Here is a 17,919-nt window from a genome sequence, read left to right as displayed (position 1 = left end):
CTATGACATCCTTAAGCACCCATCATCAGGACAAGGCGACGTTTCTTGAGCGCCTGATCTTCAACAACCGCCCGGCAGTGATCTTCATCTGCCTGCTGGTCAGTGTTTTCCTGTTCTGGCAGGCGACGCTGATTCGCCCGTCCACCAGCTTCGAAAAAATGATCCCGCTCGAGCATCCGTTCATTCAGAAGATGATGGAGCACCGCAACGATCTGGCGAACCTGGGCAACACCGTCCGCATTTCCGTGGAAGCCACCGACGGCGACATCTTCTCCAAGGAATACATGGAGACGTTGCGGCAGATCAACGACGAGGTGTTCTACATCTCCGGCGTTGACCGCTCCGGCCTCAAGTCGCTGTGGAGCCCGAGCGTACGCTGGACCGAAGTGACGGAAGAGGGCTTTGCCGGCGGTGAAGTGATCCCGCAGAGCTACAACGGCTCCCAGCAAAGCCTCGATTTGTTGCGCAACAACGTGCTCAAGTCCGGGCAGGTCGGGCGCCTGGTGGCCAACGACTTCAAGTCGAGCATCGTCGACATCCCGCTGCTGGAGTCCTACCCGGACCCACAGGACCAGGGAAAGTTGCTGGCGCTGGACTATCGCAAGTTCTCCCACGAGCTCGAAGAGAAGATCCGCGACAAGTTCGAGCAACAGAACCCCAACGTGAAGATCCACATCGTCGGTTTCGCCAAGAAAGTCGGCGACCTGATCGACGGCCTGGTGATGGTGGTGATGTTCTTCGGAATCGCCTTCGTCATCACCCTGATCCTGCTGTTGTGGTTCACCAACTGCCTGCGCAGCACGGTGGCGGTATTGAGTACCACGCTGGTGGCGGTGGTCTGGCAACTGGGGTTGATGCACTTCTTCGGCTTCGGGCTTGATCCGTACTCGATGCTGGTGCCGTTCCTGATCTTCGCCATCGGCATTTCTCACGGCGTGCAGAAGATCAACGGCATTGCCCTGCAGTCCAGCGAGGCGGAAAACGCCCTGACGGCGGCTCGGCGCACCTTCCGGCAGCTGTTCTTGCCGGGGATGATCGCGATCCTCGCCGATGCGGTGGGCTTCATCACGCTGCTGATCATCGATATCGGTGTGATCCGTGAGCTGGCCATCGGTGCTTCCATCGGTGTGGCAGTGATTGTGTTCACCAACCTGATCCTGTTGCCGGTGGCGATTTCCTACGTCGGCATCAGCAAGCGTGCCGTGGCTCGCAGCAAGAAGGATGCGACCCGCGAGCACCCGTTCTGGCGCCTGCTGTCGAACTTCGCCAGCGCGAAGGTTGCACCGGTTTCCATCCTCCTGGCGCTGGTCGCCTTTGGCGGTGGCCTGTGGTACAGCCAGAACCTGAAGATCGGTGACCTCGACCAGGGTGCGCCGGAACTGCGTCCGGACTCTCGCTACAACAAGGACAACAACTTCATCATCAGCAACTACTCCACCAGTTCCGACGTGTTGGTGGTGATGGTCAAGACCAAGTCCGAAGGCTGCTCGCGCTACGAAGCCATGGCGCCGATCGACGAGCTGATGTGGAAGATGCAGAACACCGAGGGCGTGCAGTCGGCGATCTCGCTGGTGACCGTGTCCAAGCAGATGATCAAGGGCATGAACGAGGGCAACCTGAAATGGGAAACCCTGTCGCGTAACCCGGACGTGTTGAACAACTCCATCGCCCGTGCCGACGGCCTGTACAACAACAGCTGTTCCCTGGCACCGGTGCTGGTGTTCCTCAACGATCACAAGGCCGAGACCCTGGATCGTGCCGTGCATGCGGTGCAGGAGTTCGCCAAGGAACACAACACCGAGAACCTGGAATTCATCCTGGCTGCCGGTAACGCAGGGATCGAGGCGGCTACCAACGAGGTGATCAAGAAGTCCGAGCTGACCATCCTGATCCTGGTGTACATCTGCGTCGCGGTCATGTGCATGATCACCTTCCGTTCCTGGGCGGCGACCTTGTGCATCGTGTTGCCGCTGGTGCTGACGTCGGTGCTGGGTAATGCCCTGATGGCCTTCATGGGCATCGGCGTGAAAGTCGCGACCCTGCCGGTGGTGGCGCTGGGCGTGGGGATTGGCGTGGACTACGGCATCTACATCTACAGCCGCCTGGAAAGCTTCCTGCGTGCCGGCCTGCCGTTGCAAGAGGCGTACTACCAGACGCTGAAATCCACCGGCAAGGCCGTGCTGTTCACCGGCCTGTGCCTGGCGATCGGCGTGTGCACCTGGATCTTCTCGGCCATCAAGTTCCAGGCCGACATGGGCCTGATGCTGACCTTCATGTTGCTGTGGAACATGTTCGGTGCGCTGTGGCTGCTGCCGGCACTGGCGCGGTTCCTGATCAAGCCGGAGAAGCTGGCGGGGCAGAAGGGCAATTCGCTGTTTGCTCACTGATCTTTGGCTGAAATAGAAAAGCCGCAACCTTGGTTGCGGCTTTTTTATATCTCAAATTCGCACCAACCCCCTGTAGGAGCTGGCTTGCCAGCGAAGGCGTCCTTGCGTCTTGCATCGCCAATGAGGACCTCTTCGCTGGCAAGCCAGCTCCTACAGGGGATTGCGTTGTTTACGAGGGATCGGTGCCGAGCACGACATTCAATGCGCTGCGCGCATCATCCAGCTGCACCAGCGTCGCATGCCGCGCACCCAGCGCATCACGGTTTTCAATCGCCGTGAGAATCGCCTTGTGCCGAGGCAGCGCCAGTTCATGCAGGTTCGGCCGCTGGTTCGAGTGTTTCAACGCTTCGGCGATCGCCACCGAGAGCATGTTGCACAGGTTGGCCAGCAAGTCGTTGTGGGTGGCGTCGGCAATACGGCTGTGGAAGTCCAGGTCCGGTTGCAGCAAGGCTTCGGGTGTCGGCGCGGCCTCCATGCGTTGGTAGGCCTCACCAATAGAGGCGATGTCTGCATCGGTGGCAAACTGCGCGGCGAGGGCGGCGGCGGCCGGTTCGATGATGCTGCGCACGCTGGTCAGCAGGTCGAAGAACTGGTTCTGCGGGCTGCTTTGCATCAGCCAATGCAAAACGTCCGGGTCGAGCATGTGCCATTCCTTGCGCGGCTTGACCACCGTGCCGACCCGCGGACGGCAGTACACCAGGCCCTTGGCGACCAGGACCCGGGTGGCTTCGCGCAACACCGGCCGGCTGACGGCATATTCCTCACAGAGCAGGGCTTCGGCGGGCAGTTTGTCGTCCGGCAGGAAACGTCCCGAGACGATCTGCATGCCCAATTCCTGGACGATGCGCGAGTGCATGCTTTTGCGGTCGGAGGGTTTGCGATAATCCATGGGGAACGGCGCGGTCCTGTGCGGGGGGATACCGGGCATGATAACAGGCACGGGGAGTGACGGTCGCTAGCGCCGGGTTTGACTGGTGCAGGAAAACTGTAGGAGCTGGCTTGCCAGCGAAGGCGGCCTGACAGTCAACACTAGTATTTGCTGTCAGGGCCTCTTCGCTGGCAAGCCAGCTCCTACAGGGGGCGGTGGTGTTAGTGAGAGTGGCGCGGTACTTCGGCGCCTCGGCAGCCAACCAGGAAGTCGAAGTCGCAGCCCTGATCCGCCTGCAAGACATGGTCGATGTACAGCTGGCGATAACCGCCCACCAGTAACTTTTGTGGCGGTTGCAGGTCGGCCATGCGCGCCGCCAGCTCGGCATCAGGGATGTCCAGGTGCAGGCGGCCGCTGGCGCAGTCGAGTTCGATCCAGTCACCTTCCTTCACCGCTGCCAAAGGTCCGCCAGCCGCCGCTTCCGGGGCGACATGCAAGACCACGGTGCCATACGCGGTACCGCTCATGCGCGCGTCGGAAATGCGCACCATGTCGGTCACGCCCTGGGCAAGCAGCTTGGCCGGCAAGCCCATGTTGCCGACTTCGGCCATGCCCGGGTAACCCTTGGGCCCGCAGTTTTTCATGACCAGGATCGAGTTGGCATCCACGTCCAGTTCCGGATCGTTGATCCGCGCCTTGTACATGTCGAAGTTCTCGAACACCACGGCCCGCCCGCGATGCTGCATCAATTCGGGGGTGGCGGCGGAAGGCTTGAGCACCGCGCCCAGTGGCGCCAGGTTTCCGCGCAATACGCAGATCCCGCCGTCGGCGCGGATCGGGTTGTCGAGGGTGCGGATCACCTGGTCTTCGCCATAAATTGGCGCATCCTTGGTGTTCTCGCCGATGGATTTGCCGTTGACGGTCAAGGCGTTCGGATTCGGGATCAGGTTGGCTTCACCGAGGCGGCGTAATACCGCTGGCAGGCCACCGGCGTAGTAGAACTCTTCCATCAGGAAGCGTCCGGACGGTTGCAGGTCGACGATGGTTGGCATGCCGCGACCGATGCGGGTCCAGTCGTCCAGGTCCAGCTCCACGCCGATGCGGCCGGCGATGGCCTTGAGGTGAATCACGGCGTTGGTCGAACCGCCGATAGCGGCGTTGACCCGGATCGCATTTTCGAAGGCTTCCTTGGTCAGGATCTTCGATAGCTTCAAATCCTCGCGCACCATCTCCACGGCACGCATGCCGGACATGTGCGCCAACACATAACGGCGCGCGTCGACGGCGGGAATCGCCGCGTTGTGGGGCAGGGACGTGCCCAGCGCTTCGGCCATGCAGGCCATGGTCGAGGCGGTGCCCATGGTGTTGCAGGTGCCGGCCGAGCGGGACATGCCGCCCTCGGCCGCAAGGAAGTCATCGATGGTGATGGTGCCGGCCTTGACCTGTTCGCTCAGTTGCCAGACCACGGTGCCCGAGCCGATGTCCTTGCCCTTGTGCTTGCCGTTGAGCATCGGCCCGCCGGTGACGACGATCGCTGGCACGTCGCAACTGGCCGCGCCCATCAGCAACGCCGGGGTGGTCTTGTCACAACCGGTCAGCAGCACCACGCCGTCGATCGGGTTGCCGCGAATGGCTTCTTCCACGTCCATGCTCGCCAGGTTGCGGGTCAGCATGGCGGTCGGGCGCAGGTTGGATTCGCCGTTGGAGAACACCGGGAATTCCACCGGGAAGCCTCCGGCCTCGATCACGCCGCGCTTGACGTGTTCCGCGATCTGGCGGAAGTGCGCGTTGCACGGGGTCAGTTCCGACCAGGTGTTGCAGATGCCGATGATCGGCTTGCCATGGAACTGGTGGTCGGCGATGCCCTGATTCTTCATCCAGCTGCGGTACATGAAGCCGTTCTTGTCGGCGGTGCCAAACCATTGGGCGGAGCGCAGGGTGGGTTTCTTATCAGACATGATCGATTCTCTTATTGTATGACTATATTGTTCGAGCTGAGGCGTAACATAAGCGCAAATTCGCCAGTTTGGAAGTGTTGTTGATTAAATAGTATTACTATATAGTCGTTTTCAGCGGAGGGATGGCCCTGACGGTCAGCCGTGAGAGGCGTCCCCCGAGGTTCTATAAAAACAACAATCGGAGACCGATCCCATGAGCCAGGAACTGCGGCTGATACGTCGCATCACGCTGAAACTGATTCCCTTCCTGATCCTGCTGTACCTGATCGCCTACGTGGATCGCTCCGCCGTGGGCTTCGCCAAACTGCACATGGGCGCCGACATCGGTCTCGGTGATGCGGCGTACGGTCTGGGCGCAGGACTGTTCTTCATTGGCTATTTCCTCCTGGAGATCCCCAGCAACCTGATGCTTGACCGGTTTGGCGCGCGGCGCTGGTTCGCACGGATCATGGTCACCTGGGGTGCCATTACCATCGGCATGGCCTTCGTGCAGGGGCCGAACAGCTTCTACCTGATGCGCTTTCTGCTCGGTGCGGCGGAAGCCGGCTTCTTTCCGGGCGTTCTCTACTACATCACCCAGTGGTTCCCGGTGCGCCACCGCGGCAAGATCCTGGGGCTGTTCATCCTGTCCCAACCCATCGCGATGATGATCACCGGGCCCGTGTCCGGCGGCCTGCTGGGCATGGACGGCGTTCTTGGCCTGCACGGCTGGCAGTGGCTGTTCATCGTCATCGGCACCCCGGCGATCCTGCTGACCTGGCCGGTACTGCGCTGGTTGCCGGATGGTCCGCAACAGGTGAAATGGATGGACCAGGCCGAGAAGGACTGGCTGTCCGGCGAGCTGCAAAAAGACCTGCAGGCCTACGGCCAGACCCGTCATGGCAACCCGCTGCATGCGCTCAAGGACAGGCGCGTGCTGCTGCTGGCGCTGTTCTACCTGCCGGTGACCCTGAGCATCTATGGCCTGGGCCTGTGGCTGCCGACCCTGATCAAGCAGTTTGGCGGCAGCGACCTGGTGACCGGGTTCGTGTCATCGGTGCCCTATGTCTTCGGGATCATCGGGCTGCTGATCATCCCGCGCAGCTCCGACCGTTTGAATGATCGTTACGGCCACTTGGCGGTGCTTTATGTACTGGGCGCGATTGGCCTGTTCCTCAGTGCCTGGCTGATCTTTCCGGTATTGCAATTGATGGCGCTGTGCCTGGTGGCGTTCGCCCTGTTTTCCTGCACGGCGATTTTCTGGACCTTGCCCGGTCGCTTCTTTGCCGGCGCGAGTGCGGCGGCGGGGATTGCCCTGATCAACTCGGTGGGCAACCTCGGCGGCTACATCGGTCCGTTCGTGATTGGCGCGCTCAAGGAATACACCGGCAACCTGGCATCGGGGCTGTATTTCCTGTCCTGCGTGATGCTGTTCGGCCTGGTATTGACCGGCGTGGTGTATCGCCAGTTGGAGCGCAAGCATGTGTTGCCGGCGGATGAATTTGCCGCGAGTGCGCGTGGGGCTACCCGTACCTGACACAGGCTTGATACGGACGTGTAGGAGCTGGCTTGCCAGCGAAGAGGCCCTGACAGCAGACATCGGTATTGACTGTCAGGTCGCCTTCGCTGGCAAGCCAGCTCCTACAGGGTTTGCGGTGTTTTCAAATAAAAGGAAAAATTCATGCGTTTGGTTCAATTTGAATTGAGTAACGGCGAACGCCGTGTCGGCGTGGTCGAGGGGGCGCAAGTCCTGGAAGTTCGTGAGGCGCGCACGGTTCGCGACCTGGCGCTGGCGGCGATCGAAGCGGGTGTCAATCTGGAGCAACAGGTGCAGAGCCTGGGATTAGGCATCGGCCACGACTACGCCGAACTGCTGGCACAACGGCGCATCCTGCCACCGCTGGATCACCCGGACCCGGCGCACCTGCTGGTCAGTGGCACCGGCCTGACTCACCTGGGCAGCGCCTCGGCCCGGGACAAGATGCACCAGCAGGCCGGTGACGAAGCCGCGATGACCGATACCATGCGCATCTTCAAGTGGGGCGTGGAGGGCGGCAAGCCCTCAGCCGGTCAAGCGGGGGTACAGCCGGAATGGTTCTACAAGGGCGACGGCAGTATCGTCGTTCGCCCCGGCCAGCCGTTCCCCTTGCCACCGTTTGCCGAAGACGCTGGTGAAGAGCCTGAACTCAGCGGCCTGTATGTCATCGGCCACGACGGCAAGCCGTATCGCCTCGGGTTTGCAGTGGGCAACGAGTTTTCCGATCACGTCATGGAGCGCAAGAACTACCTGTACCTGGCCCACTCGAAGCTGCGCAGTTGCAGCTATGGCCCGGAGCTGCGGGTCGGCGAGCTGCCGCAACACCTGGCCGGTACCAGCCGCATCCTGCGCGACGGCCAGGTGCTGTGGCAGAACGAGTTCCTCAGTGGTGAGGCCAACATGTGCCACAGCCTGGCGAACCTTGAATACCACCATTTCAAATACAGCCAGTTCCTGCGTCCGGGTGACGTGCACATTCACTTCTTCGGGACCGCGACCCTGTCCTTCGCCGACGGCATTCGCACGCAACCGGGCGATGTGTTCGAGATCAGCCAGGGCGAATTCGGCGCGCCGTTGATCAATGGCATCGCTACGGTCGATGCGGCTTTCGAACCCGGCACTGTCGGCACACTTTGAGGAATCATGCATGACCCGAATTCTTGGTCACAACTACATCGGCGGCCAGCGCAGTGCGAAGGGCTACGTGACATTGCACAGCGTCGACGCGGAAACCGGTGAGGCATTGCCCCATGATTTCATTCAGGCCACGCCCGAGGAAGTCGATGCCGCCGCCCGGGCTGGCGCTACAGCGTACCCGGCTTATCGCACCTTGAGTGCCGAGCGTCGCGCAGAATTTCTCGATGCCATCGCCGATGAACTGGATGCGCTGGGCGATGACTTCGTCAGCCTGGTGTGCCGCGAAACCGCATTGCCTGCCGCACGGATCATCGGTGAGCGGGGTCGCACCAGCGGGCAGATGCGCCTGTTCGCCAATGTGCTACGGCGCGGCGATTTCTACGGCGCGCGTATCGACCAGGCGCTGCCTGAGCGTCAGCCCTTGCCGCGTCCCGACCTGCGCCAATACCGTATCGGGCTCGGCCCGGTGGCGGTGTTCGGGGCCAGCAATTTCCCCTTGGCGTTTTCCACCGCTGGCGGCGACACCGCGTCGGCATTGGCCGCCGGCTGCCCGGTTGTATTCAAGGCCCATAGCGGCCACATGGCGACGGCCGAGCAGGTGGCCGATGCGATCATCCGCGCGGCGGAAAAAACCGCGATGCCAGCCGGCGTGTTCAACATGATCTACGGCGGCGGAGTCGGTGAAGCGCTGGTCAAGCACCCGGCTATCCAGGCGGTGGGCTTTACCGGTTCGCTCACCGGTGGTCGAGCGCTGTGCGACATGGCGGCGGCGCGCCCACAACCGATCCCGGTGTTCGCCGAAATGTCGAGCATCAACCCGGTGATCGTATTGCCCCAGGCGTTGCAGGAGCGCACGGACACCATCGCCCGCGGCCTGTCGGCTTCGGTGGTGCAAGGCTGCGGGCAGTTCTGCACCAACCCTGGCCTGGTGATCGGCATCCGTTCGCCGCAGTTCACTGCATTCCTCCAGCTGCTGGCCGACATGATGGCCGATCAACCGGCGCAGACCATGCTCAATGCCGGGACCCTGGCTAGCTACGCAAAAGGCTTGCAAAAGCTCCTTGATCATCCCGGTATCGAACACTTGGCGGGTAGCGCGCAACAAGGGCATCAGGCGCAACCGCAACTGTTCAAGGCCGATGCCAGCTTGCTGATCGAGGGGGATGAAGTGCTGCAAGCGGAAGTGTTCGGCCCGACCACCGTGGTGGTGGAAGTGGCGGATCAGGCCCAGCTGAGCGCGGCTCTGAACGGTCTTCACGGTCAATTGACCGCGACGATCATCGGCGAGCCGGCGGACTTCGAGCAGTTCAGCGAGCTGACGGGGTTGCTGGAGCAGAAGGTCGGGCGAATCCTGCTCAATGGCTATCCAACCGGCGTGGAGGTCTGTGATTCGATGGTCCATGGCGGGCCATATCCCGCGACGTCGGATGCGCGTGGCACGTCGGTTGGCACCCTGGCCATCGACCGCTTCCTGCGCCCGGTGTGCTTCCAGAGTTACCCGGACAGCCTGCTGCCGGATGCGCTGAAGAATGGGAATCCGCTGGGTATCCAGCGCCTGGTGGATGGCAAGCCGTCGCGCGCCCCCCTCTAACGGTCACGCACATCATCCCTGTGGGAGCGAGCCTGCTCGCGAAGACGGCGCAACAGTCAAGGAATATGTCGACTGACACTGCGCATTCGCGAGCAGGCTCGCTCCCACATTGGTATGAGGCGCAATGAGCTATCATTGCGTTTTTCCCACTCAAAGATTGACTGCCATGACTGCCGTAACAGACACCTTGCTCAACGCCCTCGAACATTGCGGGATGGTGGAAATCGACGGGCTGCACGCCTTCGAATTCGCCCTTGATGTCGACGACAACCTGCACATCGAATGCATGGACGGTCGAGCGGCCAAGCACTGGGAATTCACCCCGGCACAGGTCCAGGCCGCTACCTTCGACACCACCCTGCAAAGCTGGCTGATCAACGATAACGACGGCGAACACCGCCTGGTGTGCCTGGGCGACGTCATCAGCGGCGACAACGAAGACGACGATCAACAGGATGCGTAACCTCTGGCCGTTGTTGATCGCCGGCAGCATCGGCGCAATGGGCGTTCAGGTGGCATCCGCCGACGACTACCAAGTACTCGTGGGGTCGTACACTGGCGGCCAAAGCCAAGGTATTTATCGCCTGAACTTCGACAGTGCAACCGGACAGATCGACGCCAGGCCGCTGCAAGTGGTCAAGAGTGAAAACCCGTCCTGGCTGACTTTGTCCAAGGACCGGCAGCGTCTGTTCGTGGTCAACGAAAATGGCCCGGGCCAGCCCGATCCGGTCGGGCGGGTCAGCAGCTATGCCATCGACCCCAAGACTCATGAACTCACCCTGATCAATCAGGTGCAAAGCCTCGGTAACGAGCCAACGCATTCGAGCCTGAGCCTGGAAGCCAGCCATTTGTTCGTCAGCAACTACTCAGTGGCTGAAGACCCGGGCGGCACCCTGGCGGTGTTGCCGGTGGCAGCCGATGGCACGCTCAAACCGGTGGTGCAGATGAGCAGCCATCCGGCCAGCCGGGTCAATCCCGAGCGGCAGATGTCGGCGCATGTGCATTCGACGATCGCCTCGCCTGATGGCAAATACGTGTTTTCCAACGACCTGGGGGCGGACAGGGTTTTTGTCTACCGCTTCGACCCCAAGGCCAATCCTGATTTGCCGTTGACCCCGGCCACACCCTCGTTCGTTCAACTGCCAGCCGGTAGCGGGCCGCGCCATCTGCTGTTCAGTGCCGATGGCAAGCACGCCTGGCTGACCATGGAAATGAGCGCGCAGGTGGCGGTGTTCGATTACCGCGACGGCAAGCTTGAGCAAACCCAGAGCGTCGACCTGGCTGCCGGTCAGCCCGTTTCCGACAAGGCCGCCGCTGCACTGCATGCATCAACCGACGGCAAGTTCCTCTATGTCAGCAACCGTGGCACCGCCAACCAGTTGCTGGTGTTCGCCATCGACCCGGCGACGGGCCATCTCAAGGAACTGCAACGTCGCACGGTAGAGGGCGATCATCCACGGGAATTCAGCCTCGATCCGAGCGGCAAGTTCCTGCTGATCGCCAACCAGAAAAGCAACCAGATTGTCGTCGTCGAGCGCGATGCCAAGACCGGCTTGCTGGGCAAAACCGTGCAAAAACTGCCGATGGATGCACCCAGCGACCTGAAATTCCTGGTGAGTCAATAGGCCGCAGGCCCCAGTTGATGGGGCCTGCATCCTTCTATCAATGAGGGTGATATCTGGAAGTGTCACAAAGCATTTCAAGCCGCTAACCCTCGAGGGTTAAGTTTGCTTCACGGCCCCACCGGGCAAGCAAGCCAACTGACTCCGAGGAATACAGCATGAACTTCAATCTCTTCTCCGTAATCGCCGCTTCTGCCATTTCCGCCACCGTGGCCCTTCCAGCCAGCGCCAACGTTGAAATCAGCGACAAGAAAACCCACACCCAAAGCTACACCCAGAAATACCTGCAACAGAGCGCCAACTTCTACGCCGCCCTGGATCACAAAGCCCAACACTGAAATTCAAGCCCTGCAGCCTTTATGCAGGAGCGAAGTCACTTGCCGATCGAAGCCCTGGCCGCGAAAGGCGTTGAAGTGATGTCGCTCCTGCATAACGCGTTTGCGACACCTTAGCCGCCGATGCTTGATATCAGGTGGCCATATCTCTAAATTTGACGCTGATTTTTTGACTCCTCCTTCTGAAGAAAAGGATTGCCAAAATGACGATGCGTCTTGCCGTGGTGCTGCTGTTCCTCTATTCGACCCCGATCCTGTCCGCCGGGCCCATTCCCGGTGAACCCGACGCTGCCCGCGAGCGCATGATCAGTTTTATTGAAGACTGAGATAGACCGGGTTAATGATCAACGAAGTTGATATTTGCTATGCATCAGACTCGTTGGTTACCGGTGCTTTTTTGATTGATTCTGTGGACTCTGAAACATGTCCACGGAGTTCATCATGGCCAGCACGATCATCACCTCTGCCAAACACGGCGCCTATGTGGCAATCGGTCTTTACCTGGTCATGGTGCTGGTTATCAGCCTTTCGCCGCAGTCGCAGCAGGCCGTCGAACCGCCGATCCATGTCGCGCACCCTGGCATCCAGTTTGAACATCGCGCGCAACAGGCGATGGTCGATCCGGCTGAACTCGCAGGAGTGGGCGGAGCATGAACCGTTGCAAACTTCTGGTTATCGCCTTCCTGGCGTTCATAACCAATGGCTTTTCCCTGCTGGGGATCGGGCACGGGTCAATCGGCGGGGTGGCACGGGCCATCGAGGCCAACCACAACATCGCGCGCAACATCGAGACAGCCAAGGCCATGGGGATGCTGGCCGGCAACCCGCCGATCACGCCCGATGAAGGTTTTTTCGGACCGTTTCACGTTGATTGCTCGGCAATAGGCATGTGTGAGGTACTGGCCTGACCCCGACCCTTGTAGGAGCCCGGCTTGCTGGCGAGGGCGTCGTCGAGATCGCCTTCGCCGGCAAGCCGGGCTCCTACAGGGATCTGTTTTATTTCGCCATCACCGATGTAAACAACTGCGACGTCAGAAATCGCTGCAACCAGTCTTGCAGACGTCGATAGGGCGTCTGCGCAAACCACTCGCGATCGACATGGGCGAATTGCCGTATGAACGGCATCAGCGCCACGTCGGCCAGGGTGGGGTGGTCGGACAGCAAATAATCGCGACCGTCCAGCAACGCCTCAAGCTTACCCAGGAACACCTCGCCCTCGGCGCGGTAGAACGCCATCGGCTGTTCCGGATAGCGTTCGGCGTACTTGTAGCGGTTCAGATGCACCTTGAAGACCTGATCGTTCTCCTCGATCAACGCCGCGATGGCGAGCTGCCCTTGCGGATCATCCTTGAGCAACCAGTCCTGCGGGTCATTGCAAGCCAGCGCCCAGCGCATGATCTCCAAGCTTTCATCGATGACCCGTCCGTCGACGTTCAACACCGGCACCGTGCCTTTGCTCGACAGTGCGAGCATCTCGGCGGGTTTGGCCTTGAGGCTGACCTCGACAATGTCCACGGCCACTTCGCTGTAGCGCAGCGCCATGCGTGCCCGCATGGCGTACGGGCAGCGGCGGAACGAATAGAGCGTGATCATTTCACCTCCAGGGTGCTCAAGCCGTTGCCTTGGCGACGGACCTGGATCTGCACCGGAATCCGCTCATGCATCTCCTGCACATGGGAAATCACCGCGACCTTGCGCCCCTGGGCCTGCAGGCCGTCGAGGGCGTCCATGGCCAATTGCAGGGACTCCGGATCGAGGCTGCCGAAACCTTCGTCGATGAACAGCGATTCGATCTTCAGCGTGCTCGAGGCCATCGATGCCAGGCCCAGCGCCAAGGCCAGCGACACCAGGAAGGTCTCGCCGCCGGACAACGAATGCACCGAGCGCAGTTCGTCGCCCATCTCGGTGTCCATCACCAGCAAGCCCAGCATGCTGCCACCGCGCTTGAGGCGGTAGCGCCGCACCAGTTGGCGCAATTGCACGTTGGCGTGGTGCACCAGCAGGTCGAGGTTGTAGGCCTGGGCGATCTTGCGGAAGGTGTCGCCGGTGGCGGAACCGATCAGCGCGTTCAAGCGAGCCCAGCGCTGGTACTCGATGTAGGCGTCGGCGATCTGTTGCGCCAGGGCCTGATTGGCGTTCTGCCGGCGCTGATCCTCAGCCTGTTCGGCCCGCAGCTCGGCGCAGCGTTGCTCGCTGACGGCGGACTGGTTTTGCAGCTCGGTGAGCGCGCTGGCGAGTTGCTCGTCATCCAGGTTGCCGTTGTGTTGTGACTGGTGATCGAGCAAGCGCTTGTCGCGTTCCTGAACCAGGACTTTGGCCTGTTCGATGGCTTTTTCGCTGTGCTGCAGGCGTTGGCGAAGTTCGCTCACATGGGTGTCGTCGACCCGCAGCAGGTGTTCAAGGCCACCGTCATCCAGCTCCGGATGACGGGCGCGCCATTCGGCGATTTTGCCGGCGAGTTCGCGATGTTCGCTTTCCAGCGTGTGCAAACGCTCTTGCTGCGCCTTGAGTTCGGCAGCGATTCGCACGAGCTGAGTCAGCACATTTTGCAGTTCCGTGGCCGTGCTGGCTTCGGCTTGACGCGCCTGTTCCACATCCAGCTCCAGCTGTTGCTGCCACTGCTCGGCGCTGCCGTGCGAGCCGAGCAATTGACCGAGCGCTTGCTGGCTCGCCTGTTGTTGGCTGGCCAGTGCAGTGAACTGCTGTTCGGCGGTCTGCAATTGCTGCACGCGGGTCTGCTGTCGATCCTGTTCCTTCTCCAGGTTTTGCTGGCGCTGTTGCTGTTCGGCCAGTTCTTCCTTTTGCTGATCGAGTTGCGCCAGGCGCTCGGCGATCTGCCGGTCAAGCAACATGAAGGTCGCGGCGGGCTCAGTACGCAGTGCTTCCAGGGTGTCGGCTGGTAGCAGGTTGGCGAAGGCGCTGAGTTCTTCGTCCAGGCGCTGACGGTCATTACCCAGTTCACGCTGTTGATTGTCCAGGTGCTGGGCCGCGCTCTGATGCGCGGTTTCGGCGTGGCGCAATTGCTGGGTCAGGCGTGCAGCGTCCTGTTGCAGGGTGAGCAGGGCGGTTTGCCGTTGTTCGTCCTGGGTGATGCTTTGATTCAGCTGACTGTTTTGCTGGCTGAGCCAGGCGCTACGTTTATCGGCGTCCTGATTGAACAGCGCGGTGGCCAGCGGATGCGCTTGAAGGCTAGGCGCCAGGGCTTGCTGGGCAGTTGCCAGTTGTTCCTGCTGTTGCAGCAGTTCCTTTTGCTGGGCGATCAGTCCGCCGACTTCCGCACGCAGTTCGGTGAGTTTTTCCTTGAGCTGATCGACGGCTTTTTGTGCCGTTGCCTGTTCGCTTTCATCGAAGCGACCCAGGCTTTGCAACAGGGCCTCGGGCTGATGATAAGGATGTTCATGACTGCCGCAGACCGGGCAGGGTTGGTCATCGAGCAACTGCGCGCGCAATTCCTCGACGCTGGCGCTGCGGGCCAGGCGCTGGCGTTCCAGCAGTTCGCGGGTGACGGTCAGGGTCTGCTCGGCGACGGCGAGTTCAGCCTTGGCCTTTACCCCGTCCTGGGTCAGGCGCTCGCGTTCCTGTTGCGCAGCGACCTGCCGTTGTTGCAACTCGGCGCCGCGTCGGTCCAGGTCCTGTTGGCTGTCCCACAGTCGGCTCAGGTCTTCGATGGCGCGAAGTTGCTTGCGGTTGTCCTGCAACAGGCTGCCGAGGATGCCGATCTGCTCGGCGACGGCATCCGGCTCGGCACCGGCCTCCTTGAACAGCACCTCCAGTTGCTGTTTCTGCGCAGTAAAGGCTTGCGCGGCGAGCATGGCGTTCTGTTCGAGATTCGCCAGTTCCGCCTGCCCCTTGTTCAGGCGATTACCAATCAACATTAGCTGTTGCAGGCGATCACGGTAGGCATTCCAGGCATCGCTCAACGGCGCCAGATCAGCGCTTTGTGCAAGCTCGGCGGCCATGCGTTGCAAGTGTTCGGCAGCCCGTGCCTGTTGTTCGTGCAAGGTTTGAATCGCGTTCTGGCCCTGGGTGCAGGCCTGCTCGGCGCTCTGCCGGGCTTCGGCGCTGAGGGTCGCGTCCTTGGCCAGGCGGGCGAGGGTGCTTTGCTCCTCGAAAGCCTGGCGCAACAGCGGCGCACAGTCGGTTTGCCGTTGCTGTGCTTCGCCCAGGGCGATCCGGGTAGCGCCCAGTTGCTGTTCCAGTAACGCCTGACGCTCGCTGAGTTCGCCCTGTTGCCGGGTATGCTCGGCAATCTGCGCTGCCAAAGGCGTGAGTAGCGAATCGACCTCGGCCTTGCGGGCGAACTGATGCCGTTGCGGCGCGAGCTGTTCGAGACGCGTCAGCTGCAAACGCTCGCCGGCCAGGCTTTCCCAAGTGTGCTGGGCACTGTGCAGTTGTTCGACCGCGGCCAGTTGCGCGTCATGCAAACGGCGCAGTTCTTTGAGCCAGGCGTCCTGAAGCTCAAGCTGCTTGAGCTGCGCCTGCTGCAATTTCAGTTGCTGTTGTGCGGCGTTGAAGCGCTCGTCGAGCTCGGCGCGCGCCTCAGGTGCCAGCGGCGTGACACCGCTGGCCTGATCCTGCAGCAGTTTGTGCGCTTCGCGGGTTTCGCGAGTCTTTTCGAAGGCCCGACGGCCCAGGCGGGTGTAGAGCGCCGTGTCGGTGAGTTTTTCCAGCAGTTCGCTGCGGTCATTGTCATCGGCCTTGAGGAAGGCGCTGAACTCGCTCTGCGCCAGCAGCACGGCCCGGGTGAACTGCTCGAAATTCAGGCCCAGTGCGGCCTCGAGCTGGGTCTTGTATTCACCTTTCTGGCTGGCCAGCAGTTGATCCTGATCAAGGTCGCGCAGGCTCTGGCGACTGGCTTGCAGCTTGCCGCCAGCCTTTTCCCGGGCGCGATTGGCTTCCCAGCGCGCGCGATAACGTCGGCCGTCGACGCCGACAAAATCCACTTCGGCATAGCCTTCGCCGGTGCCGCGACGCAGCAGGGTACGTGGGTCGCCGGTGCCGATTTCGCCATCGGCGTCTGGCACCTTGGCGTCGCGCCCGGTGTTGTTCAGGCGCGGCACGGCGCCGAACAGGGCCAGGCACAACGCGTCCAGCAGGGTGCTCTTGCCCGCGCCGGTAGGGCCGGTGATGGCGAACAGTCCGGCACTGGCCAGGGGTTCGGCAGTGAAGTCGATTTCAAACGGACCGGCCAGGGAGGCGAGGTTCTTCAGGCGGATGGCGAGGATCTTCATGGCTGTTCGTCCTCCATCTGCACGTCTTGCAGCAGTTCGGCAAAGTCCTTGAGGGTTTGCTCATCGACCTCGCTGCCGTAGTTGTCCTGCCAGGCGCGGCTGAACAGTTCCTGGGGCGTGAGCTGGTCCAGCTCGATCAACCCGGCGCCATCATCGGCACCGTCCCGGCTGCCGTTGCCCGCGTATTCGGCGGCAATGCGCACCAGACGCACAGCTTTGCCCAACAGGGCGCTTTCCACTTGATGGCGCAAATCCGGTTGCGGTTCGTCCAGGCGCACCCGCACTTCCAGCCAGGGCTGGCGCTGGTAGTCGGCCAACAGGTCGATAATGGGCAGGTCGGCCAGTTGCACCAGGATGTCCGCCAGGGGTGCAGGGCCGATACGTTGCAGGTTGACGGCGCGGGGGATCAGTTTCGGTTCGACGCTGACCAGGGTTTCGCCGTCGAGCGTGATGTCGAGAATCTGGTGCTGGTAACCGATCTCCGAGAACGACAAGGGGATCGGCGAGCCGCTGTAGCGAATGCGCGCCTCGCCGTTGACCTTCTGTGGCTTGTGCAAATGCCCTAGGGCGACGTAGCTGATGGTCGGCCCGAACAGGCTGGCGGGCAGGGCCTCGGCATTGCCGATGATCAGGCTGCGTTCGGAATCCTCCGACACCGAACCGCCGGCCATGTGCGCATGGCTGATGGCGATCAGCGCCTGGCCGGGCTGGCGCTTGACATTGGCCGCTGCGATCAGCCATTCGTGAACCTGACCAATGCCGCGCAGGTAGTCGTCGCCCAAATGCGCACCCGTCACTTCGGCCGGGCGCAGGAACGGCAGCGCCAGGCACCAGGCGGCAATTTCACCCCGGGCATCGGGCAGTGGCAGCAACAGGCGTTCGGCGTCCAGTTGCCCATCATCCAGCCACAACACCCGGCCCAACGCATGGGTGCGCAAACGGCGCATCAGGGGCGCGGGCAGTTCGATCCGCGAACCGGAATCGTGGTTACCAGCGATCATCACGATGGTCAGCAACGGTTGCTGCTCATGGGCGCTGACGATGAAATCGTAAAGACGTTCCTGGGCTTTGACCGGCGGATTGACCGTGTCGAAGATGTCGCCGGCGATCAGCAGTACATCCGGCTGATCCAGCTTGAGCTGGCGCAGCAGCCAGTCGAGAAAACAGCCGTGCTCGAAATCGCGATCCTGGCCGTGCAGGTTCTGCCCGAGGTGCCAGTCGGAGGTGTGGAACAGACGCAAGGCGAACTCCGTAGGAAAAAAGGTGATGGCCAC

At 61.5% G+C, this 17,919-nt stretch carries 15 protein-coding genes; 10 read left to right on the top strand and 5 right to left on the bottom strand.

The window, feature by feature from the left end; translation table 11 throughout:
* Window positions 1-2 precede the first annotated feature (2 nt).
* The gene (locus HFK74_RS00355; protein WP_180201890.1) at window positions 3-2,387 is read left to right on the top strand and encodes an RND family transporter; all 2,385 of its coding nucleotides are present in this window, start codon (window positions 3-5) and stop codon (window positions 2,385-2,387) included.
* A 169-nt stretch (window positions 2,388-2,556) separates the two neighbouring features.
* Here HFK74_RS00355 and HFK74_RS00350 read toward each other — a convergent pair whose 3' ends face one another.
* Window positions 2,557-3,276 (bottom strand): FadR/GntR family transcriptional regulator, encoded by a 720-nt coding sequence (locus tag HFK74_RS00350; RefSeq protein ID WP_180201889.1) that lies wholly within the window; start codon window positions 3,274-3,276, stop codon window positions 2,557-2,559.
* Window positions 3,277-3,476: 200 nt separating this feature from the next.
* Window positions 3,477-5,213, bottom strand: a complete 1,737-nt coding sequence (locus tag HFK74_RS00345) for an IlvD/Edd family dehydratase (protein ID WP_008066320.1) — start codon at window positions 5,211-5,213, stop codon at window positions 3,477-3,479.
* Between the two features lie 193 nt (window positions 5,214-5,406).
* Between HFK74_RS00345 and HFK74_RS00340 the strand changes: the two genes are divergently transcribed.
* From HFK74_RS00340 to HFK74_RS00305, 9 genes are all read left to right on the top strand, one after another.
* Complete coding sequence (locus HFK74_RS00340) at window positions 5,407-6,729, top strand: MFS transporter (RefSeq protein WP_180201888.1); 1,323 nt, start codon at window positions 5,407-5,409, stop codon at window positions 6,727-6,729.
* A 144-nt stretch (window positions 6,730-6,873) separates the two neighbouring features.
* Entirely contained in the window at window positions 6,874-7,866 is a 993-nt protein-coding gene (gene araD1, locus HFK74_RS00335; protein ID WP_180201887.1) for an AraD1 family protein, read from the top strand.
* A gap of 10 nt (window positions 7,867-7,876) precedes the next feature.
* Window positions 7,877-9,457, top strand: a complete 1,581-nt coding sequence (locus HFK74_RS00330) for an aldehyde dehydrogenase (NADP(+)) (protein ID WP_180201886.1) — start codon at window positions 7,877-7,879, stop codon at window positions 9,455-9,457.
* Between the two features lie 124 nt (window positions 9,458-9,581).
* On the top strand, window positions 9,582-9,920 hold the full coding sequence (locus HFK74_RS00325; protein ID WP_180201885.1) for a DUF5629 family protein: 339 nt from the start codon (window positions 9,582-9,584) through the stop codon (window positions 9,918-9,920).
* Window positions 9,913-11,082: a lactonase family protein gene (locus HFK74_RS00320; RefSeq protein WP_180201884.1), complete on the top strand. Its 1,170-nt coding sequence runs from the start codon at window positions 9,913-9,915 to the stop codon at window positions 11,080-11,082. The genes HFK74_RS00325 and HFK74_RS00320 overlap by 8 nt, the downstream gene beginning before the upstream one ends.
* A gap of 155 nt (window positions 11,083-11,237) precedes the next feature.
* Window positions 11,238-11,417: a hypothetical protein gene (locus tag HFK74_RS00315; protein ID WP_180201883.1), complete on the top strand. Its 180-nt coding sequence runs from the start codon at window positions 11,238-11,240 to the stop codon at window positions 11,415-11,417.
* 200 nt (window positions 11,418-11,617) lie between these two features.
* Window positions 11,618-11,740, top strand: coding sequence for a hypothetical protein (locus HFK74_RS33035; protein WP_008066313.1), 123 nt, complete (start codon window positions 11,618-11,620; stop codon window positions 11,738-11,740).
* 115 nt (window positions 11,741-11,855) lie between these two features.
* Window positions 11,856-12,068: a hypothetical protein gene (locus tag HFK74_RS00310; protein WP_180201882.1), complete on the top strand. Its 213-nt coding sequence runs from the start codon at window positions 11,856-11,858 to the stop codon at window positions 12,066-12,068.
* Entirely contained in the window at window positions 12,065-12,322 is a 258-nt protein-coding gene (locus tag HFK74_RS00305) for a hypothetical protein (protein WP_008066297.1), read from the top strand. Before HFK74_RS00310 ends, HFK74_RS00305 begins: the two co-directional genes overlap by 4 nt.
* 88 nt (window positions 12,323-12,410) lie before the next feature.
* Here HFK74_RS00305 and HFK74_RS00300 read toward each other — a convergent pair whose 3' ends face one another.
* From HFK74_RS00300 to HFK74_RS00290, 3 genes are read right to left on the bottom strand one after another with little or no spacing between them, the layout of a single operon-like run.
* Complete coding sequence (locus tag HFK74_RS00300) at window positions 12,411-13,007, bottom strand: glutathione S-transferase (protein ID WP_180201881.1); 597 nt, start codon at window positions 13,005-13,007, stop codon at window positions 12,411-12,413.
* Entirely contained in the window at window positions 13,004-16,645 is a 3,642-nt protein-coding gene (locus HFK74_RS00295; protein ID WP_180201880.1) for an AAA family ATPase, read from the bottom strand. Before HFK74_RS00295 ends, HFK74_RS00300 begins: the two co-directional genes overlap by 4 nt.
* Window positions 16,642-17,886, bottom strand: coding sequence for an exonuclease SbcCD subunit D C-terminal domain-containing protein (locus HFK74_RS00290; protein WP_180201879.1), 1,245 nt, complete (start codon window positions 17,884-17,886; stop codon window positions 16,642-16,644). The genes HFK74_RS00295 and HFK74_RS00290 overlap by 4 nt, the downstream gene beginning before the upstream one ends.
* Window positions 17,887-17,919: the final 33 nt, after the last annotated feature.

This window comes from Pseudomonas sp. SbOxS1 (genome assembly GCF_013416725.1).
GTDB lineage: Bacteria > Pseudomonadota > Gammaproteobacteria > Pseudomonadales > Pseudomonadaceae > Aquipseudomonas.
Note: the sequence above shows the minus strand (reverse complement) of the source record. Positions and strands in the feature narration are given on the sequence as shown.

Bases quoted from the DNA above. Each gene is read 5' to 3' on its own strand.
- HFK74_RS00355 (WP_180201890.1), top strand. From the start codon at position 3: ATGACATCCTTAAGCACCCATCATCAGGACAAGGCGACGTTTCTTGAG.
- HFK74_RS00350 (WP_180201889.1), bottom strand. From the start codon at position 3,276: ATGGATTATCGCAAACCCTCCGACCGCAAAAGCATGCACTCGCGCATC.
- HFK74_RS00345 (WP_008066320.1), bottom strand. From the start codon at position 5,213: ATGTCTGATAAGAAACCCACCCTGCGCTCCGCCCAATGGTTTGGCACC.
- HFK74_RS00340 (WP_180201888.1), top strand. From the start codon at position 5,407: ATGAGCCAGGAACTGCGGCTGATACGTCGCATCACGCTGAAACTGATT.
- araD1 (WP_180201887.1), top strand. From the start codon at position 6,874: ATGCGTTTGGTTCAATTTGAATTGAGTAACGGCGAACGCCGTGTCGGC.
- HFK74_RS00330 (WP_180201886.1), top strand. From the start codon at position 7,877: ATGACCCGAATTCTTGGTCACAACTACATCGGCGGCCAGCGCAGTGCG.
- HFK74_RS00325 (WP_180201885.1), top strand. From the start codon at position 9,582: ATGAGCTATCATTGCGTTTTTCCCACTCAAAGATTGACTGCCATGACT.
- HFK74_RS00320 (WP_180201884.1), top strand. From the start codon at position 9,913: ATGCGTAACCTCTGGCCGTTGTTGATCGCCGGCAGCATCGGCGCAATG.
- HFK74_RS00315 (WP_180201883.1), top strand. From the start codon at position 11,238: ATGAACTTCAATCTCTTCTCCGTAATCGCCGCTTCTGCCATTTCCGCC.
- HFK74_RS33035 (WP_008066313.1), top strand. From the start codon at position 11,618: ATGACGATGCGTCTTGCCGTGGTGCTGCTGTTCCTCTATTCGACCCCG.
- HFK74_RS00310 (WP_180201882.1), top strand. From the start codon at position 11,856: ATGGCCAGCACGATCATCACCTCTGCCAAACACGGCGCCTATGTGGCA.
- HFK74_RS00305 (WP_008066297.1), top strand. From the start codon at position 12,065: ATGAACCGTTGCAAACTTCTGGTTATCGCCTTCCTGGCGTTCATAACC.
- HFK74_RS00300 (WP_180201881.1), bottom strand. From the start codon at position 13,007: ATGATCACGCTCTATTCGTTCCGCCGCTGCCCGTACGCCATGCGGGCA.
- HFK74_RS00295 (WP_180201880.1), bottom strand. From the start codon at position 16,645: ATGAAGATCCTCGCCATCCGCCTGAAGAACCTCGCCTCCCTGGCCGGT.